The following is a 16,721-nucleotide window of genomic DNA, read 5'->3' on the forward strand; positions in this document are numbered from 1 at the left end:
AGACCCTGTAGCCACTATAGGGTCAAGCACCCTTTTGGAGATTGCCGTCATGAAGATCGGAGAACTGGCCAAACTCACCGACTGCGCCGTGGAAACCATCCGCTACTACGAGCGCGAAAACCTGCTGCCGGAACCGGCCCGCAGCGACGGCAACTACCGCGTCTACACCCAGGCCCATGCCGAACGCCTGACGTTCATCCGCAACTGCCGCACCCTCGACATGACCCTCGAAGAAATCCGCAGCCTGCTCGCGTTGCGTGACAGTCCGCAGGACCAGTGCGAAAGCGTCAATGCACTGATCGACGAACATATCCAGCATGTGAAGGCGCGGATCGATGGGTTATTGGCGTTGCAGACACAACTGCTCGACCTGCGCCAACGCTGTGGCGAAGGGCCGGGGGCGGATCAATGCGGAATTTTGCAGCGATTGGAAGTGAGCGGCGGGGTTGTCGCGACGGAAGTCGAGCATTCGCATGTGGGCCGCAGCCACGGCCATTAAGAACACCCGATTACCAATGTGGGAGCGGGCTTGCTCGCGAAGAGGGTGTGTCAGTCAATTATGTGTTGGCTGACACACCCTCTTCGCGAGCAAGCCCGCTCCCACAGGGTATTGCGTGAAACCTTTAGACCGCCATTGGCGCGGTCATCGGCGCATGGTGCTCATAACCTTCCAGCGAGAAATCGCTCGGCTCCACCAGCTCCAGCCACTCCGGCTGATACACACCCGTCTTGGCAAACTCCGGCACGCGGTCGGAGATTTTCAGCTTCGGCATGGCGAACGGCTCGCGCTTGAGCTGTTCGTTGAGCATGTCCAGGTGGTTCTCGTAGACGTGCGCATCGCCGATGAAATAGGTGAACCAGCGCGGCGTGTAGCCGGTCAGGCGACCGATCAGGCTCAGCAGCGCGGCGCCTTCGGTGAGGTTGAACGGCGTGCCCAGGCCCAGGTCGTTGGAACGGATGTAGAGGGTCAGGGAGATTTCCCTGGTCTCGACGTTCGGGTGGAACTGGTACAGCAGATGACACGGCGGCAAGGCCATTTCATCGAGCTGGGCGCAGTTCCAGCCGTGGAACAGGATGCGGCGGCTGCCCGGGTCGTTGATGATCGTGTCGACGCACTGGCGCACCTGATCGATGGCTTTGTACAGCACCACGTAGGCCTGGCCGTCTTCCTCGCCCTGGGCGATCTGCTTGTAGCCGTTGCTCAGCGTTTGTTCGATAGCGGCAGTGTTGCTCACCGGGATCTGCTTGTACGCAGGCCATTTGCGCCATTGCACACCGTAGATTTCGCCGAGGTCGTCCTCGCCCTGACGGAACGGGTTGGCCAGCCATTGGGCGTTTTCGTTGGCGTTCTGGTCCCAGACCTTGCAGCCCAGCGCACGGAATTCAGCGGCGTTGTTCACGCCACGCAAAAAGCCGCACATCTCGCCGATGGCCGATTTGAAGGCCATCTTGCGGGTGGTGATCGCCGGGAAACCTTCCTGCAGATCGAAACGCAGCATCGCACCCGGGAAGCTGATGGTGTTGATGCCGGTACGGTTGGCCTGTTTGGTGCCGTTCTGAATGACGTGCGAGACCAGTTCGAGATATTGCTTCATGAGTTACCTGTGTCCTTTGAGCCCCGGCGTCGCGCGCCGGGGTTCGTAGTTTAAGCCGTCGGCGCAACCGGCGCTGCCGGCGCACGACGATAGGCCAGCCAGATCAGGAACAATCCGCCGACGATCATCGGCACGCAGAGAACCTGCCCCATGGTCAGCCAGTTCCAGGCCAGATAGCCCAGTTGCGCGTCCGGTACGCGGACGAACTCGACGATGAAACGGAAGATGCCGTAGAACAGCGCGAACATGCCCGATACCGCCATGGTCGGACGCGGCTTGCGCGAGAACAACCACAGGATCAGGAACAGCGCGACGCCTTCGAGCGCGAACTGATACAGCTGCGACGGGTGACGCGGCAGCTGCGCCGGATCGCTGAACGGCGGGAAGATCATCGCCCACGGCACATCGGTCGGCTTGCCCCACAGCTCGGCATTGATGAAGTTGCCGATCCGTCCGGCGCCCAGGCCGATCGGCACCATTGGCGCGACAAAGTCCATCAGCTGGAAGAAGCTCTTGCCGTTACGCTTGCCGAACCATACCGCCGCGAGCATCACGCCAATGAACCCGCCGTGGAACGACATGCCGCCCTTCCACACTTCGAAAATCAGCGTCGGGTTGGCGATGTAGGCGCTCAGGTCATAGAACAGCACGTAGCCCAGACGTCCACCGACAATCACCCCCATCGACAGCCAGAACACCAGATCGGAGAGTTTCTCCTTGGTCCAGGTCGGGTCGAATCGGTTGAGCCGGCTCGACGCCAGCAGCCATGCGCCGCCGATGCCGACGAGGTACATCAGGCCGTACCAGTGGATTTTCAGCGGACCGATGGCCAGGGCCACCGGGTCGATCTGCGGGTAAGGCAGCATTGCGACTCCTCGTTAGAGTTGAAACCAAAATTCCCGGGCGACGCTGCCACCTCAAGATTAAGCCAGGATTGCGGCCTGTTCTGAACCAGAAGGTCAGAGCAGGAAATTCAGGCCCACGCAGAACAGCAAAGCGGCGAACAGCCTTTTCAGCAAGCGCGGCGACAACTTGTGCGCCAGACGCGCGCCGATGCGGGCGAAGACCATGCTGGTCAGGGCAATGCCCAGCAGCGCCGGCAAATAGACAAAACCGAGACTATGCGGCGGCAACAACGGATCATGCCAGCCCAGAATCATGAAACTTGATGCACTGGCCACGGCGATCGGCAAACCGCAGGCCGACGACGTCGCCACCGCTTGCTGCATCGGCACGCTGCGCCAGGTCAGGAACGGCACGGTCAGCGACCCGCCACCAATCCCGAAAATCGCCGAGGCCCAGCCAATCACACCGCCGGCCACGGTCAGACCAAGTTTGCCCGGCACCGTTCGACTGGCCTTGGGTTTGACCTCCAGCGCCAGTTGCACGGCAATCACCAGCGCGAACACGCCGATGATCTTCTGCAAATTCGGCCCGGAGATCGCCTCAGCCGTCAGCGCACCGAAACCGGCGCCGAGGAGAATGCCCACGGTCATCCACATGAAGATCGGCCAGCGCACCGCACCGCGTCGATGGTGCTCGCGCACGGCATTGACCGAGGTAAAGATGATGGTCGCCAGCGATGTCCCTACCGCCAGGTGCGTGAGGATCGACTGATCGAATCCCTGCAAGGTAAAACTGAACACCAGCACCGGGACAATAATGATCCCGCCGCCAACCCCGAACAGCCCGGCCAGCACGCCCGCACAGGCGCCCAACGCCAGATAGAGCAGAAATTCCATGACCGTCTCCCAGACGCATCCCCAAAACCGGAGCGGCATGGTAACGGATGCATGCCCTTTGGCTCCACTTACGATGGATGCACGGACGACGACTGCGTAGAGTGAGCAAAAAACACACAAGGACCACCTTATGTGCCTGATTGTTTTCGCCTGGCGCCCGGGCCATGCCCAGCCGCTGATCGTCGCGGCCAACCGTGACGAGTTCTACGCCCGGCCGAGCCTGCCGCTGGCGCAATGGCCGCACGCGCCGCACGTACATGCCGGTCGCGATCTGGAAGCGGGCGGCACGTGGCTGGGGATCGGCGCCAACGGGCGCTTTGCCGCGTTGACCAATATCCGCGACCCGCACCAGCCGCCGGCGCGCAAGTCGCGGGGAGAACTGGTGGCGCGGTTTCTCACGGGCGATGCGTCGCTTGATGATTATTTGAGCGATGTCGTTGGCCGATCACCGGAGTACGCGGGGTTCAACTTGCTGCTGGGCAATAGCCATGAGCTATGGCACTTCAATGCGCGGACGTGCGAGCCGGTGATGCTCGAACCCGGGGTTTACGGGCTATCGAATGCCGGTCTGGATACGCCGTGGCCGAAACTGCTCAAGGCCAAGGCAGCGTTGAGCACGGTGCTGGATGATCCACAGCCTGCGCGGTTGCTGGCGCTGCTGGGCGATGCGCAGACCGCACCGTTTGCCGAGCTGCCGGACACCGGGGTCGGGCTGGTGACCGAATCATTGTTGTCGAGTGTGTTTATTGCCAGCCAGAGTTACGGCACGCGGGCGAGTACCGCGTTGATTGTGCAGGCCGACGGGACGCGGCGGATGGTGGAACGCAGCTTTGGGCCGTATGGCGGGCATTTGGGTGAGGTGGAGATTGCTGTTTAGCAGCGTTTGAACTGACGCCTTCGCGAGCAAGCCCGCTCGCACATTCGACCACATTCCAAAGGTAGAACTCGGTCAAATGTGCGAGCGGGCTTGCTCGCGAAGAGGCCCTCAAGGTTTTAGAGGGCTTTGTTGACCGCCGGCGGGATTGATCTTCGACAACCCGAGATTCTTCAGCGCCAGTTGCAGCGAGCTGTGGATAACTTGCGGGTTGTCGATGGTCATCAGCTCCGCCAGCAGATCCTTGGCCTTGCTCAGGTTGATCTGGCGCAGCATCCACTTGACCTTCGGCAGGTTGGTGGCGTTCATCGACAGGCTGTCGAAGCCCATCGCCATCAACAGCACCGCCGCCGCCGGATCACCGGCCATTTCGCCGCAGATGCTCACTGGCTTGCCCTCGGCATGCGCGTCGCGCACCACGGTTTGCAGGGCTTGCAGCACGGCCGGGTGCAGGTAGTCGTAGAGATCGGCCACTCGCGGGTTGTTGCGATCTACCGCCAGAAGGTATTGGGTCAGGTCGTTGGAGCCGACCGACAGGAAGTCCACCTGCCGCGCCAGTTCCTTGGTCTGATACACCGCTGCCGGAATTTCGATCATCACCCCGATCGGCGGCATCGGCACGTCGGTGCCTTCATCGCGCACTTCACCCCAGGCACGGTGGATCAGGTGCAGGGCTTCTTCGAGTTCGTGAGTACCGGAGATCATCGGCAGCAGGATCCGCAGATTGTTCAGGCCTTCACTGGCCTTGAGCATCGCGCGGGTCTGTACCAGGAAGATTTCCGGGTGGTCGAGGGTGACGCGAATCCCGCGCCAGCCGAGGAACGGGTTGTCTTCCTTGATCGGGAAATACGACAGCGACTTGTCACCGCCGATGTCCAGGCTGCGCATGGTCACCGGTTGCGGATGGAACGCGGCGAGCTGCTCGCGATAGATCGCCAACTGCTCCTTTTCGCTCGGGAAGCGCTGGTTGATCATGAACGGCACTTCGGTGCGGTACAGGCCGACACCTTCAGCGCCACGCTTCTGTGCCCGCGCCACATCGGCCAGCAAGCCGGTGTTGACCCACAGCGGCATGCGGTGGCCATCGAGGGTCACGCACGGCAGATCGCGCAGGGTGTCGAGGCCCAGCGCCAGTTGTTTCTCTTCTTCGACCACCTCGGCGAACTGCTTGCGCAGTACGTCGCTGGGGTTGGTGTAGACCTCACCGCGGGTGCCATCGACGATCACTTCGATGCCGTCGACCTTGGCGTACGGCAGGTCGACCAGGCCCATCACCGTCGGAATGCCCATGGCCCGGGCCAGGATCGCGACGTGGGAGTTACCCGAACCGAGTACCGACACCAGACCGACCAGCGTGCCTTCCGGCACCTCGCCGAGCATGGCCGGCGTCAGCTCTTCGCTGACCAGAATGGTTTTTTCGGGGTAGACCAGGTTCTGCTGACGCTCTTCCTGCAAGTAGGCGAGCAGGCGGCGGCCCAGATCCTTGACGTCCGACGCCCGCTCACGCAGGTACTCGTCGTCCATCAAATCGAAACGATTGACGTGATCGGTCACGACCTGGCGCAGCGCGCCCTGGGCCCATTGGCCGGTCTTGATCACATTGGTGATTTCGCTGCCCAGCGAGGCATCGTCGAGCATCATCAGGTAGACGTCGAAGAGTGCGCGTTCTTCCGGACGCAACTGGGTCGCCAGTTTGGCCGACAATGCACGCATGTCGGCGCGCACGCCTTCGATGGCGGTCTTGAACAGCGCCAGTTCGGCGTCGATGTCGGTGATGTGCTTGTCCGGGACGACGTCCAGGTCTGCCGGCGGCAACATGACCACCGCCGTACCGACCGCCGCGCCCGGCGAACCCGGCACGCCGACGAACTTGGCTTCCTGAATGCCCTTGCCCTGCCGGCCCAGACCACGGATCGAACCGGTGGCCTCGGCGTGGGCGATTACCCCGGCGAGCTGCGCGCTCATGGTCACGAGGAAGGCTTCTTCACCCTCATCGAACTGGCGGCGTTCTTTCTGCTGGATGACCAACACGCCGACGACGCGGCGGTGGTGAATGATCGGTGCCCCGAGGAAGGAGGCGTAGCGCTCCTCGCCGGTCTCGGCGAAGTAACGGTAGCGCGGGTGATCCGCGGCGTTTTCGAGGTTCAGGGGTTCTTCACGCGTGCCGACCAGACCCACCAGACCTTCGTTGGGTGCCATGCTGACCTTGCCGATCGAGCGCTTGTTCAAGCCCTCGGTGGCCATCAGGACGAAGCGGTTGGTCTCGGGATCAAGCAGGTAGACCGAGCAGACCTGGCTGCCCATGGCCTCTTTGACGCGCAACACAATAATCCCCAACGCCGCCTTGAGATCCTTGGCGGAGTTAACTTCCTGGACGATCTTGCGCAGCGTATTGAGCATGGCTCGGGGTCGAACTCCGTCGTCAGTCGCGCGCTAAAAGGCGCGGGGCAAGCTCTTTGAGGGCGCGGCGATACACCTCGCGCTTGAATGTCACCACCTGGCCCAACGGATACCAATAGCTGACCCAGCGCCAGCCATCGAACTCCGGTTTACCGGTCAAATCCATCCGCACCCGCTGCTCGTTGGAGATCAGGCGCAGGAGAAACCATTTCTGTTTCTGGCCGATGCACAGCGGTTGGCTGTGGGTACGCACCAGACGTTGCGGCAAACGATAGCGCAACCAGCCCCGAGTACAGGCCAGTATTTCAACATCTTCACGTTCCAGGCCAACTTCTTCGTTCAGCTCGCGGTACAAGGCGTCTTCCGGCGTCTCCTCGGGGTTGATTCCCCCTTGCGGAAACTGCCAGGCATCTTGATTGATACGGCGAGCCCACAGCACCTGGCCGGCGTCATTCGTCAGAATGATCCCGACATTGGGGCGGAAACCATCGGGGTCGATCACGGCAACAACCTCGCAAACGCATGTCGCCGCATTGTTCCACAAAGGTTGATAAGGCGGCAACGAAGGTTCCTACCTTATGTGCACTCTTGTGAAAAGACCGTATTCTTGTCACCTTTTTACTGACTTTTCAGCGGGTAACTGCAATGCGCCTGGCTCTATTCGATTTGGACAACACCCTTCTGGGCGGCGACAGCGATCACGCCTGGGGCGACTATCTGTGCGAACGCGGTTTCCTCGACCCGATCGCGTACAAGGCGCGCAACGACGAGTTCTATCAGGACTACCTGGCCGGAAAACTGGATAACGCCGCGTACCTGAACTTCTGCCTGGAAATCCTCGGCCGCACCGAAATGGCCGTGCTCGATCAGTGGCACAACGATTACATGCGCGACTGCATCGAACCGATCGTACTGCCCAAGGCGCTGGAACTGCTGAAAAAGCACCGCGACGCCGGTGACAAACTGGTGATCATCACCGCCACCAACCGCTTCGTCACCGCACCGATTGCCGTGCGCCTGGGCGTTGAAACCCTGATCGCCACCGAATGCGAGATGGTCGATGGCCGCTACACCGGGCGCAGCACCGATATTCCGTGCTTCCGTGAGGGCAAGGTGACGCGCCTGAATCGCTGGCTGGCAGAGACCGGACATTCGCTGGATGACAGCTATTTCTACAGCGATTCGATGAATGATTTGCCGCTGCTGGAGCAGGTGGCGAACCCGGTGGCGGTTGACCCGGATCCGAATCTGCGCGCCGAGGCCGAGAAACGTGGCTGGCCGGTGATTTCGTTGCGCGACTGATATCGCCTTCGCGAGCAAGCCCGCTCCCACAGGGGATCGTGTTTACAACACAAATCCAATGTGGGAGGGGGCTTGCTCCCGAATGGGGTCGACTCGGGGTGAAGCCTTAAACAGGCTTGGCGCCCATCAACCCGGCAATGGCGATAAAGCAGACAAAACTGAACAACGCCAAGGCAAAACTGAACTTGCCGACACCACCCGGCGTCTTGCGCAAGCGATTCAAGCGCACCAGCAGCCAGAACCACGTCAACGCCGCCACGGTGTACAGCACGCTTGAGGCCAGCAGCCAGGTCTGCCCCAACGGCCAGCCGACCAGATGCACCATCCCCCAGCCGGTGAACGGCATGCTCAACAGCGCCAGCCCCATCAACAGCCAGATGAACACTCGAGGCCGTTGCAAGGTGCGGCTGGCGGCCGTTGTGTCACCTTTGCGTCTTGCCAGTAAAACCCAGACTCCCAGACCCAGCGCACTGGCCAGCAACACCACCGTCGCCACCATGTGCGCCGTTTTCAGGGCGGTTAACGTTTCCATTGTTCGATTTCCTTATGGCCTGCCCATCAGCGTAGCCGCTCAGCCAAGAAACAGCTTATAGGCCGGGTTGTCGCTTTCATCCCAGTACGGGTAACCGATTTCCGCCAGCGCCGCCGGCACCAGATGACGCTCGTCATGAGGCACTTGCAGGCCCGCGACGACACGACCATCCGCCGCACCATGGTTGCGGTAATGGAACATCGAGATGTTCCAGCGCCCGCCGAGCTTGTTGAGGAAGTTGAATAGCGCGCCCGGACGCTCCGGGAATTCGAAGCGCAGCACCACTTCATCGACCACTTGCGCCGCGCGCCCACCGACCATGTGACGGATGTGCAGCTTGGCCAGTTCGTTGTCGGTCAGGTCGATAACCGGGAACCCTTGCTCGGTCAGGCTCGCCAGCAGTGCACTGCGCGGATCGTTTTCCGGATGAGTCTGCACGCCAACGAAGATGTGCGCTTCACTGCCGGTGTTGTAGCGGTAGTTGAATTCAGTGATCTGGCGCTTGCCGATCGCTTCGCAGAACGCCTTGAAGCTGCCGGCCTGCTCAGGGATGGTCACGGCGATGATCGCTTCGCGGCCCTCGCCCAGTTCGGCGCGCTCGGCGACGTGGCGCAAGCGGTCGAAGTTGACGTTGGCCCCGGAGTCGATGGCCACGAAGGTCTGGCCGCTGACACCGCGCAACTCGACGTACTTCTTGATCCCGGCCACGCCCAAGGCGCCGGCAGGTTCGGTGATCGAGCGGGTATCGTCGTAGATATCCTTGATTGCCGCGCAGATCTCGTCAGTGCTGACGGTGATCACTTCGTCGACGTAGTCCTTGCAGATATCGAAGGTGTGCTGGCCGATCTGCGCCACCGCTACGCCATCGGCGAAGATGCCCACGGTCGGCAGCACCACGCGCTCACCGGCAGCCATGGCCGCTTGCAGGCAGTTGGAGTCGTCCGGCTCGACGCCGATGACCTTGATGTCCGGGCGCAGGTATTTCACGTACGCGGCGATGCCGGCAATCAGGCCGCCGCCACCGACCGGGACGAAGATCGCGTCCAGCGGTTGCGGGTGCTGACGCAGAATCTCCATCGCCACGGTGCCCTGCCCGGCAATGGTGTGCGGATCGTCGTACGGGTGGATGTAGACGTAACCCTTTTCATCGACCAGTTTCAGCGAGTAGGCCAGCGCCTCCGGGAACGAGTCACCGTGCAGCACCACTTTGCCGCCGCGCGAACGCACGCCTTCGACTTTGATCTCGGGGGTGGTCTTGGGCATCACGATGGTCGCTTTCACGCCGAGCACTTTCGCCGCCAACGCCAGACCTTGCGCATGGTTGCCCGCCGACGCGGTGACCACGCCACGGGCGCGCTCTTCGTCGGTCAGCTGGGTCAACTTGTTGTAGGCGCCGCGAATTTTGAACGAGAACACCGGCTGCAAGTCTTCACGCTTGAGCCAAATGTCATTGCCCAGCCGCTCGGAGAGCTGGCGAGCGTTCTGCAGCGGGGTTTCTACGGCAACGTCATAAACGCGCGAGGTGAGGATCTTTTTGACGTACTGTTCGAGCATCGGAAAGCATCACTGGCGATTGGGCGGGACCAACGAGTCTAACCCGGCTTTTGCCCGGGCGACCACACGAATCCAGAGGTTTTAGCCCGGCTTGAGGCTATAATGCCGGCCTTTCCGTACTTACCTTGCCCGCTTCCGGAGCCCGCATGACCCAGGATCAACTCAAACAGGCAGTGGCTCAGGCCGCCGTCGACTTCATCCTTCCGAAACTCGACGACAAGAGCATCGTCGGGGTCGGCACCGGCTCCACCGCCAACTGCTTCATCGACGCACTGGCCCAGCACAAGGGCGCGTTCGATGGCGCCGTCGCCAGCTCCGAAGCCACCGCTGCACGCCTCAAGGGCCACGGGATTCCGGTGTATGAGCTGAACACCGTCAGCGACCTGGAGTTCTACGTCGATGGCGCCGATGAAAGCGACGCCCACCTGAACCTGATCAAGGGCGGCGGCGCAGCCCTGACCCGCGAGAAGATCGTCGCGGCCGTGGCCAAGACCTTCATCTGCATCGCCGACGCCAGCAAACTGGTGCCGGTGCTGGGCGAATTCCCGCTGCCGGTCGAAGTGATTCCGATGGCCCGCAGCCACGTTGCCCGCCAGTTGGTGAAGCTGGGCGGCGACCCGGTGTACCGCGAAGGCGTGCTGACCGACAACGGCAATATCATTCTTGATGTGTACAACCTGCAGATCACCCACCCGGTGGAGCTGGAAGCGCAGATCAACGCAATCGTCGGCGTGGTCACCAACGGCCTGTTCGCGGCGCGTCCGGCGGACCTGTTGCTGCTGGGTACAAGCGAAGGCGTGAAAACCCTCAAGGCTGAGTAAGCCAGCCTGCCCACATTCTTGTAGGCAAGTGCACTCCCTGTGGGAGCGGGCTTGCTCGCGAAAGCGGTGGTTCAGTCAATGCAGATGTCGACTGTTCCACCACTTTCGCGAGCAAGCCCGCTCCCACATTCGGTTTTTTGCGGTGTCAGTCAGTTTTGCGCTGGTTTCTTGAAGACGTAAAACAGGTTCGGCTCGCTCACCAGATACAACGTCCCGTCATCATCCATCGCAATGCCTTCGGCTTGCGGCACCCTCTTCTGCAAGCCTTGCCGACCCTTGTTCAACGACAAGGTGCTCAATGGGCGCCCATCCACATCCAGCTCCAGAATCAGCCCCGACTCGTCGGACAGCGCCAGTAAATGGCCGCTGCGCTCGTCGTATTGCAGGCTCGACAGATCGCGCACGAACATTCCGGCATCGCGCTTGGGGTTGTTGATCACGTGCACGGCGTAGGACTTTTCCGGATTGAAGTGCGGGAAACCATGCACCTCATAAATCAGCATCGGATCACGCTCCTTGGCCACGAACAGGCGCTTGCCCACCGAGTCATACGCCAGACCTTCGAAGCCCTTGTTGCCGCTCATGTGTACGCCGAGGGTCATTTGTTCGGCATCTGCCGCATCGAGGAACGTGGTGTCCTGCTGCAGATGGACCTTGATCAGGCGTTGCTGACGCTCGTCGGTGATCACATACGTGTCGGCGCTGATGAACTCGACGGCTTCCGCATCACCAAAGCCGATCAGTGCAATGCGCCGCAGGATTTTGCCTTCGAGCGACAACTCGACCAGTTCGGCATTTTTGTTGGTCACGGTGAACAGGCTGTTACGCACCGGATCGTAGGTCAGCGCCGACACATCATCGTTCAGCCCGTCGATGACCCTGGCTTCGACCTCGACCCGGTACTGATCCAGGCCGATGGCTTCGCTGCTCAACGGCTGCCACAGGGTGTGCAGGTTGAACCAGGCGCGCTCGAACAGGCGCAAGTATTGGCCGATCACGAGCAACGCGATCAGGGCCATCACCGACAGGATGACAAACAGGGGCTTGGGACGGGCAAGTCGACGCATTCGGGCAGGCTCTGGATCAAAACAGGCGGATGAAATATCACGCCTGTCTGAACTGAAGCTTAATGGCCACTTGCCCGTGACCACAAGCCGGGGCCGATGGGCTTACTTCTGCTTTTCGAAGCGGTAGAACAGGTTCGGCTCGCTGACCATGTACAGCGTGCCAGCCTCGTCCATGGTCACGCCTTCGGCGCGGGGAATGGTGTTCTTCAAACCGTTGAAGCCGCCGAGCAGGGTCATGAAGCTGACCTGCTCGCCCTTCTCGTCCAGCTCCAGCAGCAGGTGCGAGTCGGCGGACAGCACCAGGGTGTGGCCGGTACGCGGGTCAATCGCCAGCGCCGAGAGGTTGCGGATATCCAGCTCGTTACTGGCCAGCTTCTGCTTGTCGCCCTTGAGGATCTGGCTGCCGTCGCTTTTCCAGGTGAACAACGCCGGCGGGCGCTCTTCGCCCAGCAGCAACTGTTGGTTGCGCGGATCCCAGGTAATGGCTTCAAACGCCTTGTTCTGATTTTTCGACGGGCCGAGGTCGTATTTCGGGAAGTCGGCGATATTCAGTTCGCGGGTGCTGGCATCGACCTTGACGATGGTCAGCAGGTGTTCGCGTTCATCGACGATCGCCATCAGGCCGTTTTCCATCACGGTCACGCCTTCCGGATTGATCCAGCCCACCAGCGGCATCTTGCGCAGCACATCACCTTGCAAGGTCAGTTCGACCAGGAACGGGTTCTTGCCCATTACCGAAAACAGGGTTTTGGTCTGCGGGTTATAGGACAGGTCCGAAGCCTCGTCCTTTTCCATGCCCGGCAGCAGCTTGCCGTCAATGACCGCCCGATAGTCCGGCAGCCAGACGCTGGCCTTCTGTTCGGTCTGGCTCTCGAAACGCTCGCGCACCCAAAGCAGGCCACGGTCATCCCAATGCATGGCAAACGCCAGACCATAAGCGGCGGCGAGCACCAGCAACAGCCAGACATACCAACGCAGGGCAAAACGTGAGCGACGAGGAGGATTGAGCTGAGTTTGAGCTGACATCAGGGACGCGTTCCGAAAATTCAGGCTATGGGTAATAGCACAAAGAGGCCGGCTCAGACGCCAGAATGAGAGGAATTATCCGGACAGAATGTGAAAAAAACGGCAAATGGCGGGATTGCCCTTCGGCTTTGCGGGCCACTACACAGAACAACTGCAGGAGCGAGCCTGCTCGCGATAGCGTCGGCTCAGTCAACACTTTCGTTAACGGACAGACCGCTATCGCGAGCAGGCTCACTCCTACAGAGGCATTGCAGCGGGTCAGCGTACGCTGCTGGTGAAGCTGCTCGCACCCGGCAGTTCCAGGACGATGTCGTCGCCGACATTCAGCGGGCCGACACCCACTGGCGTGCCGGTGAGGATCACGTCGCCGGCCTGCAGCGAGAAGCAGCCGGCCATGTGCTGGATCATCGGCACGATCGGATTGAGCATCGCGCTGCTGTTGCCGTCCTGACGCACTTCACCATTGATGGTCAGGCGGATGCCGATGTCAGTCAGGTCAGCGAAGGTGCTACCAACCACGAACGGGGCGATCACGGCCGCACCGTCGAACGACTTGGCGATTTCCCACGGCAGGCCCTTGGATTTCAGCTCGGCCTGTTTGTCGCGCAAGGTCAGGTCCAGCGCCGGGGCGAAACCGGAGATCGCGTCCAGCACTTCTTCGCGGCTCGGCCTGGTCGACAGCGGCTTGCCGATCAGCACAGCGATTTCCGCTTCGTAGTGCACCGAACCGCGCTCGGTCGGAATGCTGAAACCGCCGTCCAGCGGCACCACGCAACTGCCCGGCTTGATGAACAGCAATGGCTCGGTAGGGACCGGATTGTCCAGTTCCTTGGCGTGTTCGGCGTAATTACGGCCAATGCACACGACTTTCCCGATCGGAAAGTGGATGCGCGTGCCGTCGACATACTGGTGCTGATAGCTCATTTACCGACTCCTGCCTTCATTGATTCAAGGGATTGCCAATCAAAACGCGAAGATCTTGCCCGGGTTCATGATGCCGTTCGGGTCGAACACCGCTTTGACCGCTTTCATGTATTCGATTTCGACCGGCGAACGGCTGTACGTCAAGTAGTCGCGCTTTGTCATGCCCACGCCGTGCTCGGCGGAAATCGAGCCGTTGTATTTCTCGACGGTTTCGAACACCCACTTGTTGACGGTCGCGCACTTGGCAAAAAACTCGTCCTTGCTCAGGTTATCCGGCTTGAGGATGTTCAGGTGAAGGTTGCCGTCACCGATATGACCGAACCAGACAATTTCGAAGTCTGGATAGTATTCGCCGACGATCGCGTCGATTTCCTGCAGAAATGCCGGCACTTTCGAGACGGTTACCGAGATGTCGTTCTTGTACGGCGTCCAGTGCGAGATGGTTTCGGAGATGTACTCGCGCAGCTTCCACAAATTCTGCAGCTGGGTTTCGCTCTGGCTCATCACGCCATCCAGCACCCAACCCTGTTCGACGCAGTGTTCGAAGGTTTCCAGGGCGCTGTTGGCCACTTCTTCGGTGGTCGCTTCGAATTCCAGCAGCGCGTAGAACGGGCAGTCGGTTTCGAACGGCGCCGGCACGTCGCCACGGCCCATGACTTTGGCCAGGGCTTTGTCGGAAAAGAATTCGAACGCAGTCAGGTCGAGCTTGCCCTGGAAGGCGTGCAGCACCGGCATGATCGAGTCGAAATCGGCGGTGCCAAGGACCATCGCGGTGAGGTTTTTCGGTGCGCGATCGAGGCGCATGGTCGCTTCGACGACGAAACCGAGGGTGCCTTCAGCGCCGATGAACAGCTGGCGCAGGTCGTAACCGGTGGCGTTCTTGATCAGGTCTTTGTTCAGTTCCAGCACGTCGCCCTTGCCGGTGACGACTTTCATGCCCGCCACCCAGTTGCGGGTCATGCCGTAGCGAATCACCTTGATTCCGCCGGCATTGGTGCCGATATTGCCGCCAATCTGACTGGAACCGGCAGAAGCGAAGTCTACCGGGTAGTACAGGCCCTTCTCTTCAGCGACGTTCTGCAAATGTTCGGTGACCACGCCCGGCTGACAAACAGCCGTGCGATCGGTGAGGTTCACGTCGAGGATCTGGTTCATGTAGTCGAACGAGACGACCACTTCGCCATGGGCGGCCACGGCGGCCGCAGAAAGACCGGTTCGCCCGCCGGATGGCACCAGCGCCACTTTGTGGGCGTTGGCCCAACGGACAATCGCCTGCACCTGCTCGATGGTCTTGGGAAATACAATGGCGCTCGGCGCCGGGGCGAAGTGCTTGGTCCAATCCTTGCCGTACGCGTTCAGGGAGTCGGCGTCGGTCAGGACCTTGCCAGGCTCGACCAGGGTCTTCAGTTCATCAATCAGGGCAGGATTGGTCATCGACAGAACTCTCGAACAATTCATGGTCATCCTGAGAACGCTTCACGTCGCAGGAATGAGTGTTTAGCGGGGAGGCTATGCTAGCATACCGACCCCGCAGGCCAGTGCCCAAGGCCAGTTCTGCGGTGACGGCTTTCCTGCCGTTTGGGTCAGCTCCAGGCTGCTCCCCTCCCTGCCATTTTTCTCCGGGATACAGGTTTACGCAGATGAGCAAGACTTCTCTCGATAAGAGCAAGATCAAGTTCCTTCTTCTCGAAGGCGTCCACCAATCGGCTGTCGACGTCCTCAAGGCGGCGGGCTACACCAGCATCGAATACCTGACAGGTTCCTTGCCGGAAGCCCAGCTCAAGGAAAAGATCGCTGACGCTCACTTCATCGGCATTCGTTCGCGCACCCAACTGACCGAAGAGATCTTCGATCACGCGAAGAAGCTGGTGGCAGTCGGCTGTTTCTGCATCGGCACCAACCAGGTTGACCTGAGTGCTGCCCGTGAGCGCGGTATTGCCGTGTTCAACGCGCCGTACTCCAACACCCGTTCCGTAGCGGAACTGGTGCTGGCCGAAGCGATCCTGCTGCTGCGTGGCATCCCTGAGAAAAACGCTTCCTGCCACCGTGGCGGCTGGATCAAGTCCGCAGCCAACTCCTTCGAGATCCGTGGCAAGAAACTGGGCATCGTCGGTTACGGCTCGATCGGTACGCAGCTGTCGGTTCTGGCTGAAGGTCTGGGCATGCAGGTGTTCTTCTACGACACCGTGACCAAGCTGCCGCTGGGCAACGCCACTCAGGTCGGCAACCTGCACGAACTGCTGGGCATGTCCGACATCGTCACCCTGCACGTTCCGGAAACCGCTGCGACCCAGTGGATGATCGGCGAGAAGGAAATCCGCGCCATCAAGAAGGGCGGCATCCTGATCAACGCCGCGCGCGGCACCGTGGTCGAACTGGACGCCCTGGCGGACGCGATCAAGGACAAGCACCTGATCGGCGCAGCGATCGACGTATTCCCGGTGGAGCCACGCTCCAACGACGAAGAGTTCGAAAGCCCGCTGCGTGGCCTGGACAACGTGATCCTGACCCCGCACATCGGCGGCTCCACCGCTGAAGCGCAGGCCAACATCGGTCTGGAAGTGGCGGAAAAACTGGTCAAGTACAGCGACAACGGCACGTCCGTTTCGTCGGTGAACTTCCCGGAAGTGGCCCTGCCGGCTCACCCTGGCAAGCACCGCCTGCTGCACATCCACGAGAACATCCCGGGTGTGATGAGCGAGATCAACAAGGTCTTCGCCGAAAACGGCATCAACATCTCCGGTCAGTTCCTGCAGACCAACGAGAAAGTCGGTTACGTGGTGATCGACGTCGACGCCGAGTACTCGGAGCTGGCGCAAGAGAAGCTGCAACACGTCAACGGCACCATCCGTAGCCGCGTGCTGTTCTGATCCTGCGTTGAGCG

Annotated in this window: 16 protein-coding genes; 5 read left to right on the forward strand and 11 right to left on the reverse strand. The window is 60.8% G+C overall.

What is annotated here, in order from left to right; genetic code table 11:
- Nucleotides 1-49: 49 nt before the first annotated feature.
- Nucleotides 50-499 carry a Cd(II)/Pb(II)-responsive transcriptional regulator gene (gene cadR, locus AC0J41_RS24900; RefSeq protein WP_025112060.1) on the forward strand — a complete coding sequence of 150 codons (450 nt, stop codon included), beginning with the start codon at nucleotides 50-52 and terminating at the stop codon, nucleotides 497-499.
- Between the two features lie 124 nt (nucleotides 500-623).
- On the opposite strand, the gene AC0J41_RS24905 is transcribed toward cadR, so the two are convergent.
- The 3 genes from AC0J41_RS24905 to AC0J41_RS24915 form a co-directional block, all read right to left on the reverse strand.
- On the reverse strand, nucleotides 624-1,595 hold the full coding sequence (locus AC0J41_RS24905) for a thymidylate synthase (protein WP_025112059.1): 972 nt from the start codon (nucleotides 1,593-1,595) through the stop codon (nucleotides 624-626).
- Between the two features lie 50 nt (nucleotides 1,596-1,645).
- Nucleotides 1,646-2,461, reverse strand: a complete 816-nt coding sequence (gene lgt / locus AC0J41_RS24910) for a prolipoprotein diacylglyceryl transferase (protein WP_473013853.1) — start codon at nucleotides 2,459-2,461, stop codon at nucleotides 1,646-1,648.
- 93 nt (nucleotides 2,462-2,554) lie between these two features.
- Nucleotides 2,555-3,337, reverse strand: coding sequence for a sulfite exporter TauE/SafE family protein (locus AC0J41_RS24915; RefSeq protein ID WP_025112057.1), 783 nt, complete (start codon nucleotides 3,335-3,337; stop codon nucleotides 2,555-2,557).
- A gap of 130 nt (nucleotides 3,338-3,467) precedes the next feature.
- On the opposite strand from AC0J41_RS24915, the gene AC0J41_RS24920 reads away from it, so the two are divergent.
- Nucleotides 3,468-4,214, forward strand: a complete 747-nt coding sequence (locus tag AC0J41_RS24920; protein ID WP_473013854.1) for an NRDE family protein — start codon at nucleotides 3,468-3,470, stop codon at nucleotides 4,212-4,214.
- 108 nt (nucleotides 4,215-4,322) lie between these two features.
- On the opposite strand, the gene ptsP is transcribed toward AC0J41_RS24920, so the two are convergent.
- On the reverse strand, nucleotides 4,323-6,611 hold the full coding sequence (gene ptsP / locus AC0J41_RS24925) for a phosphoenolpyruvate--protein phosphotransferase (RefSeq protein WP_025112055.1): 2,289 nt from the start codon (nucleotides 6,609-6,611) through the stop codon (nucleotides 4,323-4,325).
- Nucleotides 6,612-6,633: 22 nt separating this feature from the next.
- Nucleotides 6,634-7,113: an RNA pyrophosphohydrolase gene (locus AC0J41_RS24930; protein ID WP_003229203.1), complete on the reverse strand. Its 480-nt coding sequence runs from the start codon at nucleotides 7,111-7,113 to the stop codon at nucleotides 6,634-6,636.
- 143 nt (nucleotides 7,114-7,256) lie between these two features.
- On the opposite strand from AC0J41_RS24930, the gene AC0J41_RS24935 reads away from it, so the two are divergent.
- Complete coding sequence (locus AC0J41_RS24935) at nucleotides 7,257-7,913, forward strand: histidinol-phosphatase (protein WP_473013855.1); 657 nt, start codon at nucleotides 7,257-7,259, stop codon at nucleotides 7,911-7,913.
- A gap of 106 nt (nucleotides 7,914-8,019) precedes the next feature.
- Here the strand turns inward: AC0J41_RS24935 and AC0J41_RS24940 are convergent, their stop codons facing one another.
- Complete coding sequence (locus AC0J41_RS24940; RefSeq protein ID WP_025112053.1) at nucleotides 8,020-8,445, reverse strand: DUF2269 domain-containing protein; 426 nt, start codon at nucleotides 8,443-8,445, stop codon at nucleotides 8,020-8,022.
- Between the two features lie 39 nt (nucleotides 8,446-8,484).
- Nucleotides 8,485-9,999 carry a threonine ammonia-lyase, biosynthetic gene (ilvA, locus tag AC0J41_RS24945; protein ID WP_025112052.1) on the reverse strand — a complete coding sequence of 505 codons (1,515 nt, stop codon included), beginning with the start codon at nucleotides 9,997-9,999 and terminating at the stop codon, nucleotides 8,485-8,487.
- A gap of 146 nt (nucleotides 10,000-10,145) precedes the next feature.
- On the opposite strand from ilvA, the gene rpiA reads away from it, so the two are divergent.
- Nucleotides 10,146-10,820 carry a ribose-5-phosphate isomerase RpiA gene (gene rpiA, locus AC0J41_RS24950; protein WP_025112051.1) on the forward strand — a complete coding sequence of 225 codons (675 nt, stop codon included), beginning with the start codon at nucleotides 10,146-10,148 and terminating at the stop codon, nucleotides 10,818-10,820.
- A 149-nt stretch (nucleotides 10,821-10,969) separates the two neighbouring features.
- Here the strand turns inward: rpiA and AC0J41_RS24955 are convergent, their stop codons facing one another.
- From AC0J41_RS24955 to AC0J41_RS24970, 4 genes are all read right to left on the reverse strand, one after another.
- On the reverse strand, nucleotides 10,970-11,887 hold the full coding sequence (locus tag AC0J41_RS24955) for an SdiA-regulated domain-containing protein (protein WP_025112050.1): 918 nt from the start codon (nucleotides 11,885-11,887) through the stop codon (nucleotides 10,970-10,972).
- A gap of 102 nt (nucleotides 11,888-11,989) precedes the next feature.
- Complete coding sequence (locus tag AC0J41_RS24960) at nucleotides 11,990-12,913, reverse strand: SdiA-regulated domain-containing protein (RefSeq protein WP_473013856.1); 924 nt, start codon at nucleotides 12,911-12,913, stop codon at nucleotides 11,990-11,992.
- Nucleotides 12,914-13,171: 258 nt separating this feature from the next.
- The gene (locus AC0J41_RS24965) at nucleotides 13,172-13,837 is read right to left on the reverse strand and encodes a fumarylacetoacetate hydrolase family protein (RefSeq protein ID WP_473013857.1); all 666 of its coding nucleotides are present in this window, start codon (nucleotides 13,835-13,837) and stop codon (nucleotides 13,172-13,174) included.
- A 39-nt stretch (nucleotides 13,838-13,876) separates the two neighbouring features.
- The gene (locus AC0J41_RS24970; protein ID WP_473013858.1) at nucleotides 13,877-15,271 is read right to left on the reverse strand and encodes an FAD-binding oxidoreductase; all 1,395 of its coding nucleotides are present in this window, start codon (nucleotides 15,269-15,271) and stop codon (nucleotides 13,877-13,879) included.
- Between the two features lie 206 nt (nucleotides 15,272-15,477).
- Between AC0J41_RS24970 and serA the strand changes: the two genes are divergently transcribed.
- Nucleotides 15,478-16,707, forward strand: coding sequence for a phosphoglycerate dehydrogenase (serA, locus tag AC0J41_RS24975; RefSeq protein ID WP_025112046.1), 1,230 nt, complete (start codon nucleotides 15,478-15,480; stop codon nucleotides 16,705-16,707).
- The last annotated feature ends 14 nt before the right edge of the window (nucleotides 16,708-16,721 follow it).

The sequence above is a fragment of the Pseudomonas sp. Arb-4-2C genome (genome assembly GCF_055755015.1).

What these genes read in the sequence shown, in the direction of transcription:
- cadR (WP_025112060.1), top strand. Translation starts at nt 50, where the DNA reads ATGAAGATCGGAGAACTGGCCAAACTCACCGACTGCGCCGTGGAAACC.
- AC0J41_RS24905 (WP_025112059.1), bottom strand. Translation starts at nt 1,595, where the DNA reads ATGAAGCAATATCTCGAACTGGTCTCGCACGTCATTCAGAACGGCACC.
- lgt (WP_473013853.1), bottom strand. Translation starts at nt 2,461, where the DNA reads ATGCTGCCTTACCCGCAGATCGACCCGGTGGCCCTGGCCATCGGTCCG.
- AC0J41_RS24915 (WP_025112057.1), bottom strand. Translation starts at nt 3,337, where the DNA reads ATGGAATTTCTGCTCTATCTGGCGTTGGGCGCCTGTGCGGGCGTGCTG.
- AC0J41_RS24920 (WP_473013854.1), top strand. Translation starts at nt 3,468, where the DNA reads ATGTGCCTGATTGTTTTCGCCTGGCGCCCGGGCCATGCCCAGCCGCTG.
- ptsP (WP_025112055.1), bottom strand. Translation starts at nt 6,611, where the DNA reads ATGCTCAATACGCTGCGCAAGATCGTCCAGGAAGTTAACTCCGCCAAG.
- AC0J41_RS24935 (WP_473013855.1), top strand. Translation starts at nt 7,257, where the DNA reads ATGCGCCTGGCTCTATTCGATTTGGACAACACCCTTCTGGGCGGCGAC.
- AC0J41_RS24940 (WP_025112053.1), bottom strand. Translation starts at nt 8,445, where the DNA reads ATGGAAACGTTAACCGCCCTGAAAACGGCGCACATGGTGGCGACGGTG.
- ilvA (WP_025112052.1), bottom strand. Translation starts at nt 9,999, where the DNA reads ATGCTCGAACAGTACGTCAAAAAGATCCTCACCTCGCGCGTTTATGAC.
- rpiA (WP_025112051.1), top strand. Translation starts at nt 10,146, where the DNA reads ATGACCCAGGATCAACTCAAACAGGCAGTGGCTCAGGCCGCCGTCGAC.
- AC0J41_RS24955 (WP_025112050.1), bottom strand. Translation starts at nt 11,887, where the DNA reads ATGCGTCGACTTGCCCGTCCCAAGCCCCTGTTTGTCATCCTGTCGGTG.
- AC0J41_RS24960 (WP_473013856.1), bottom strand. Translation starts at nt 12,913, where the DNA reads ATGTCAGCTCAAACTCAGCTCAATCCTCCTCGTCGCTCACGTTTTGCC.
- AC0J41_RS24965 (WP_473013857.1), bottom strand. Translation starts at nt 13,837, where the DNA reads ATGAGCTATCAGCACCAGTATGTCGACGGCACGCGCATCCACTTTCCG.
- AC0J41_RS24970 (WP_473013858.1), bottom strand. Translation starts at nt 15,271, where the DNA reads ATGACCAATCCTGCCCTGATTGATGAACTGAAGACCCTGGTCGAGCCT.
- serA (WP_025112046.1), top strand. Translation starts at nt 15,478, where the DNA reads ATGAGCAAGACTTCTCTCGATAAGAGCAAGATCAAGTTCCTTCTTCTC.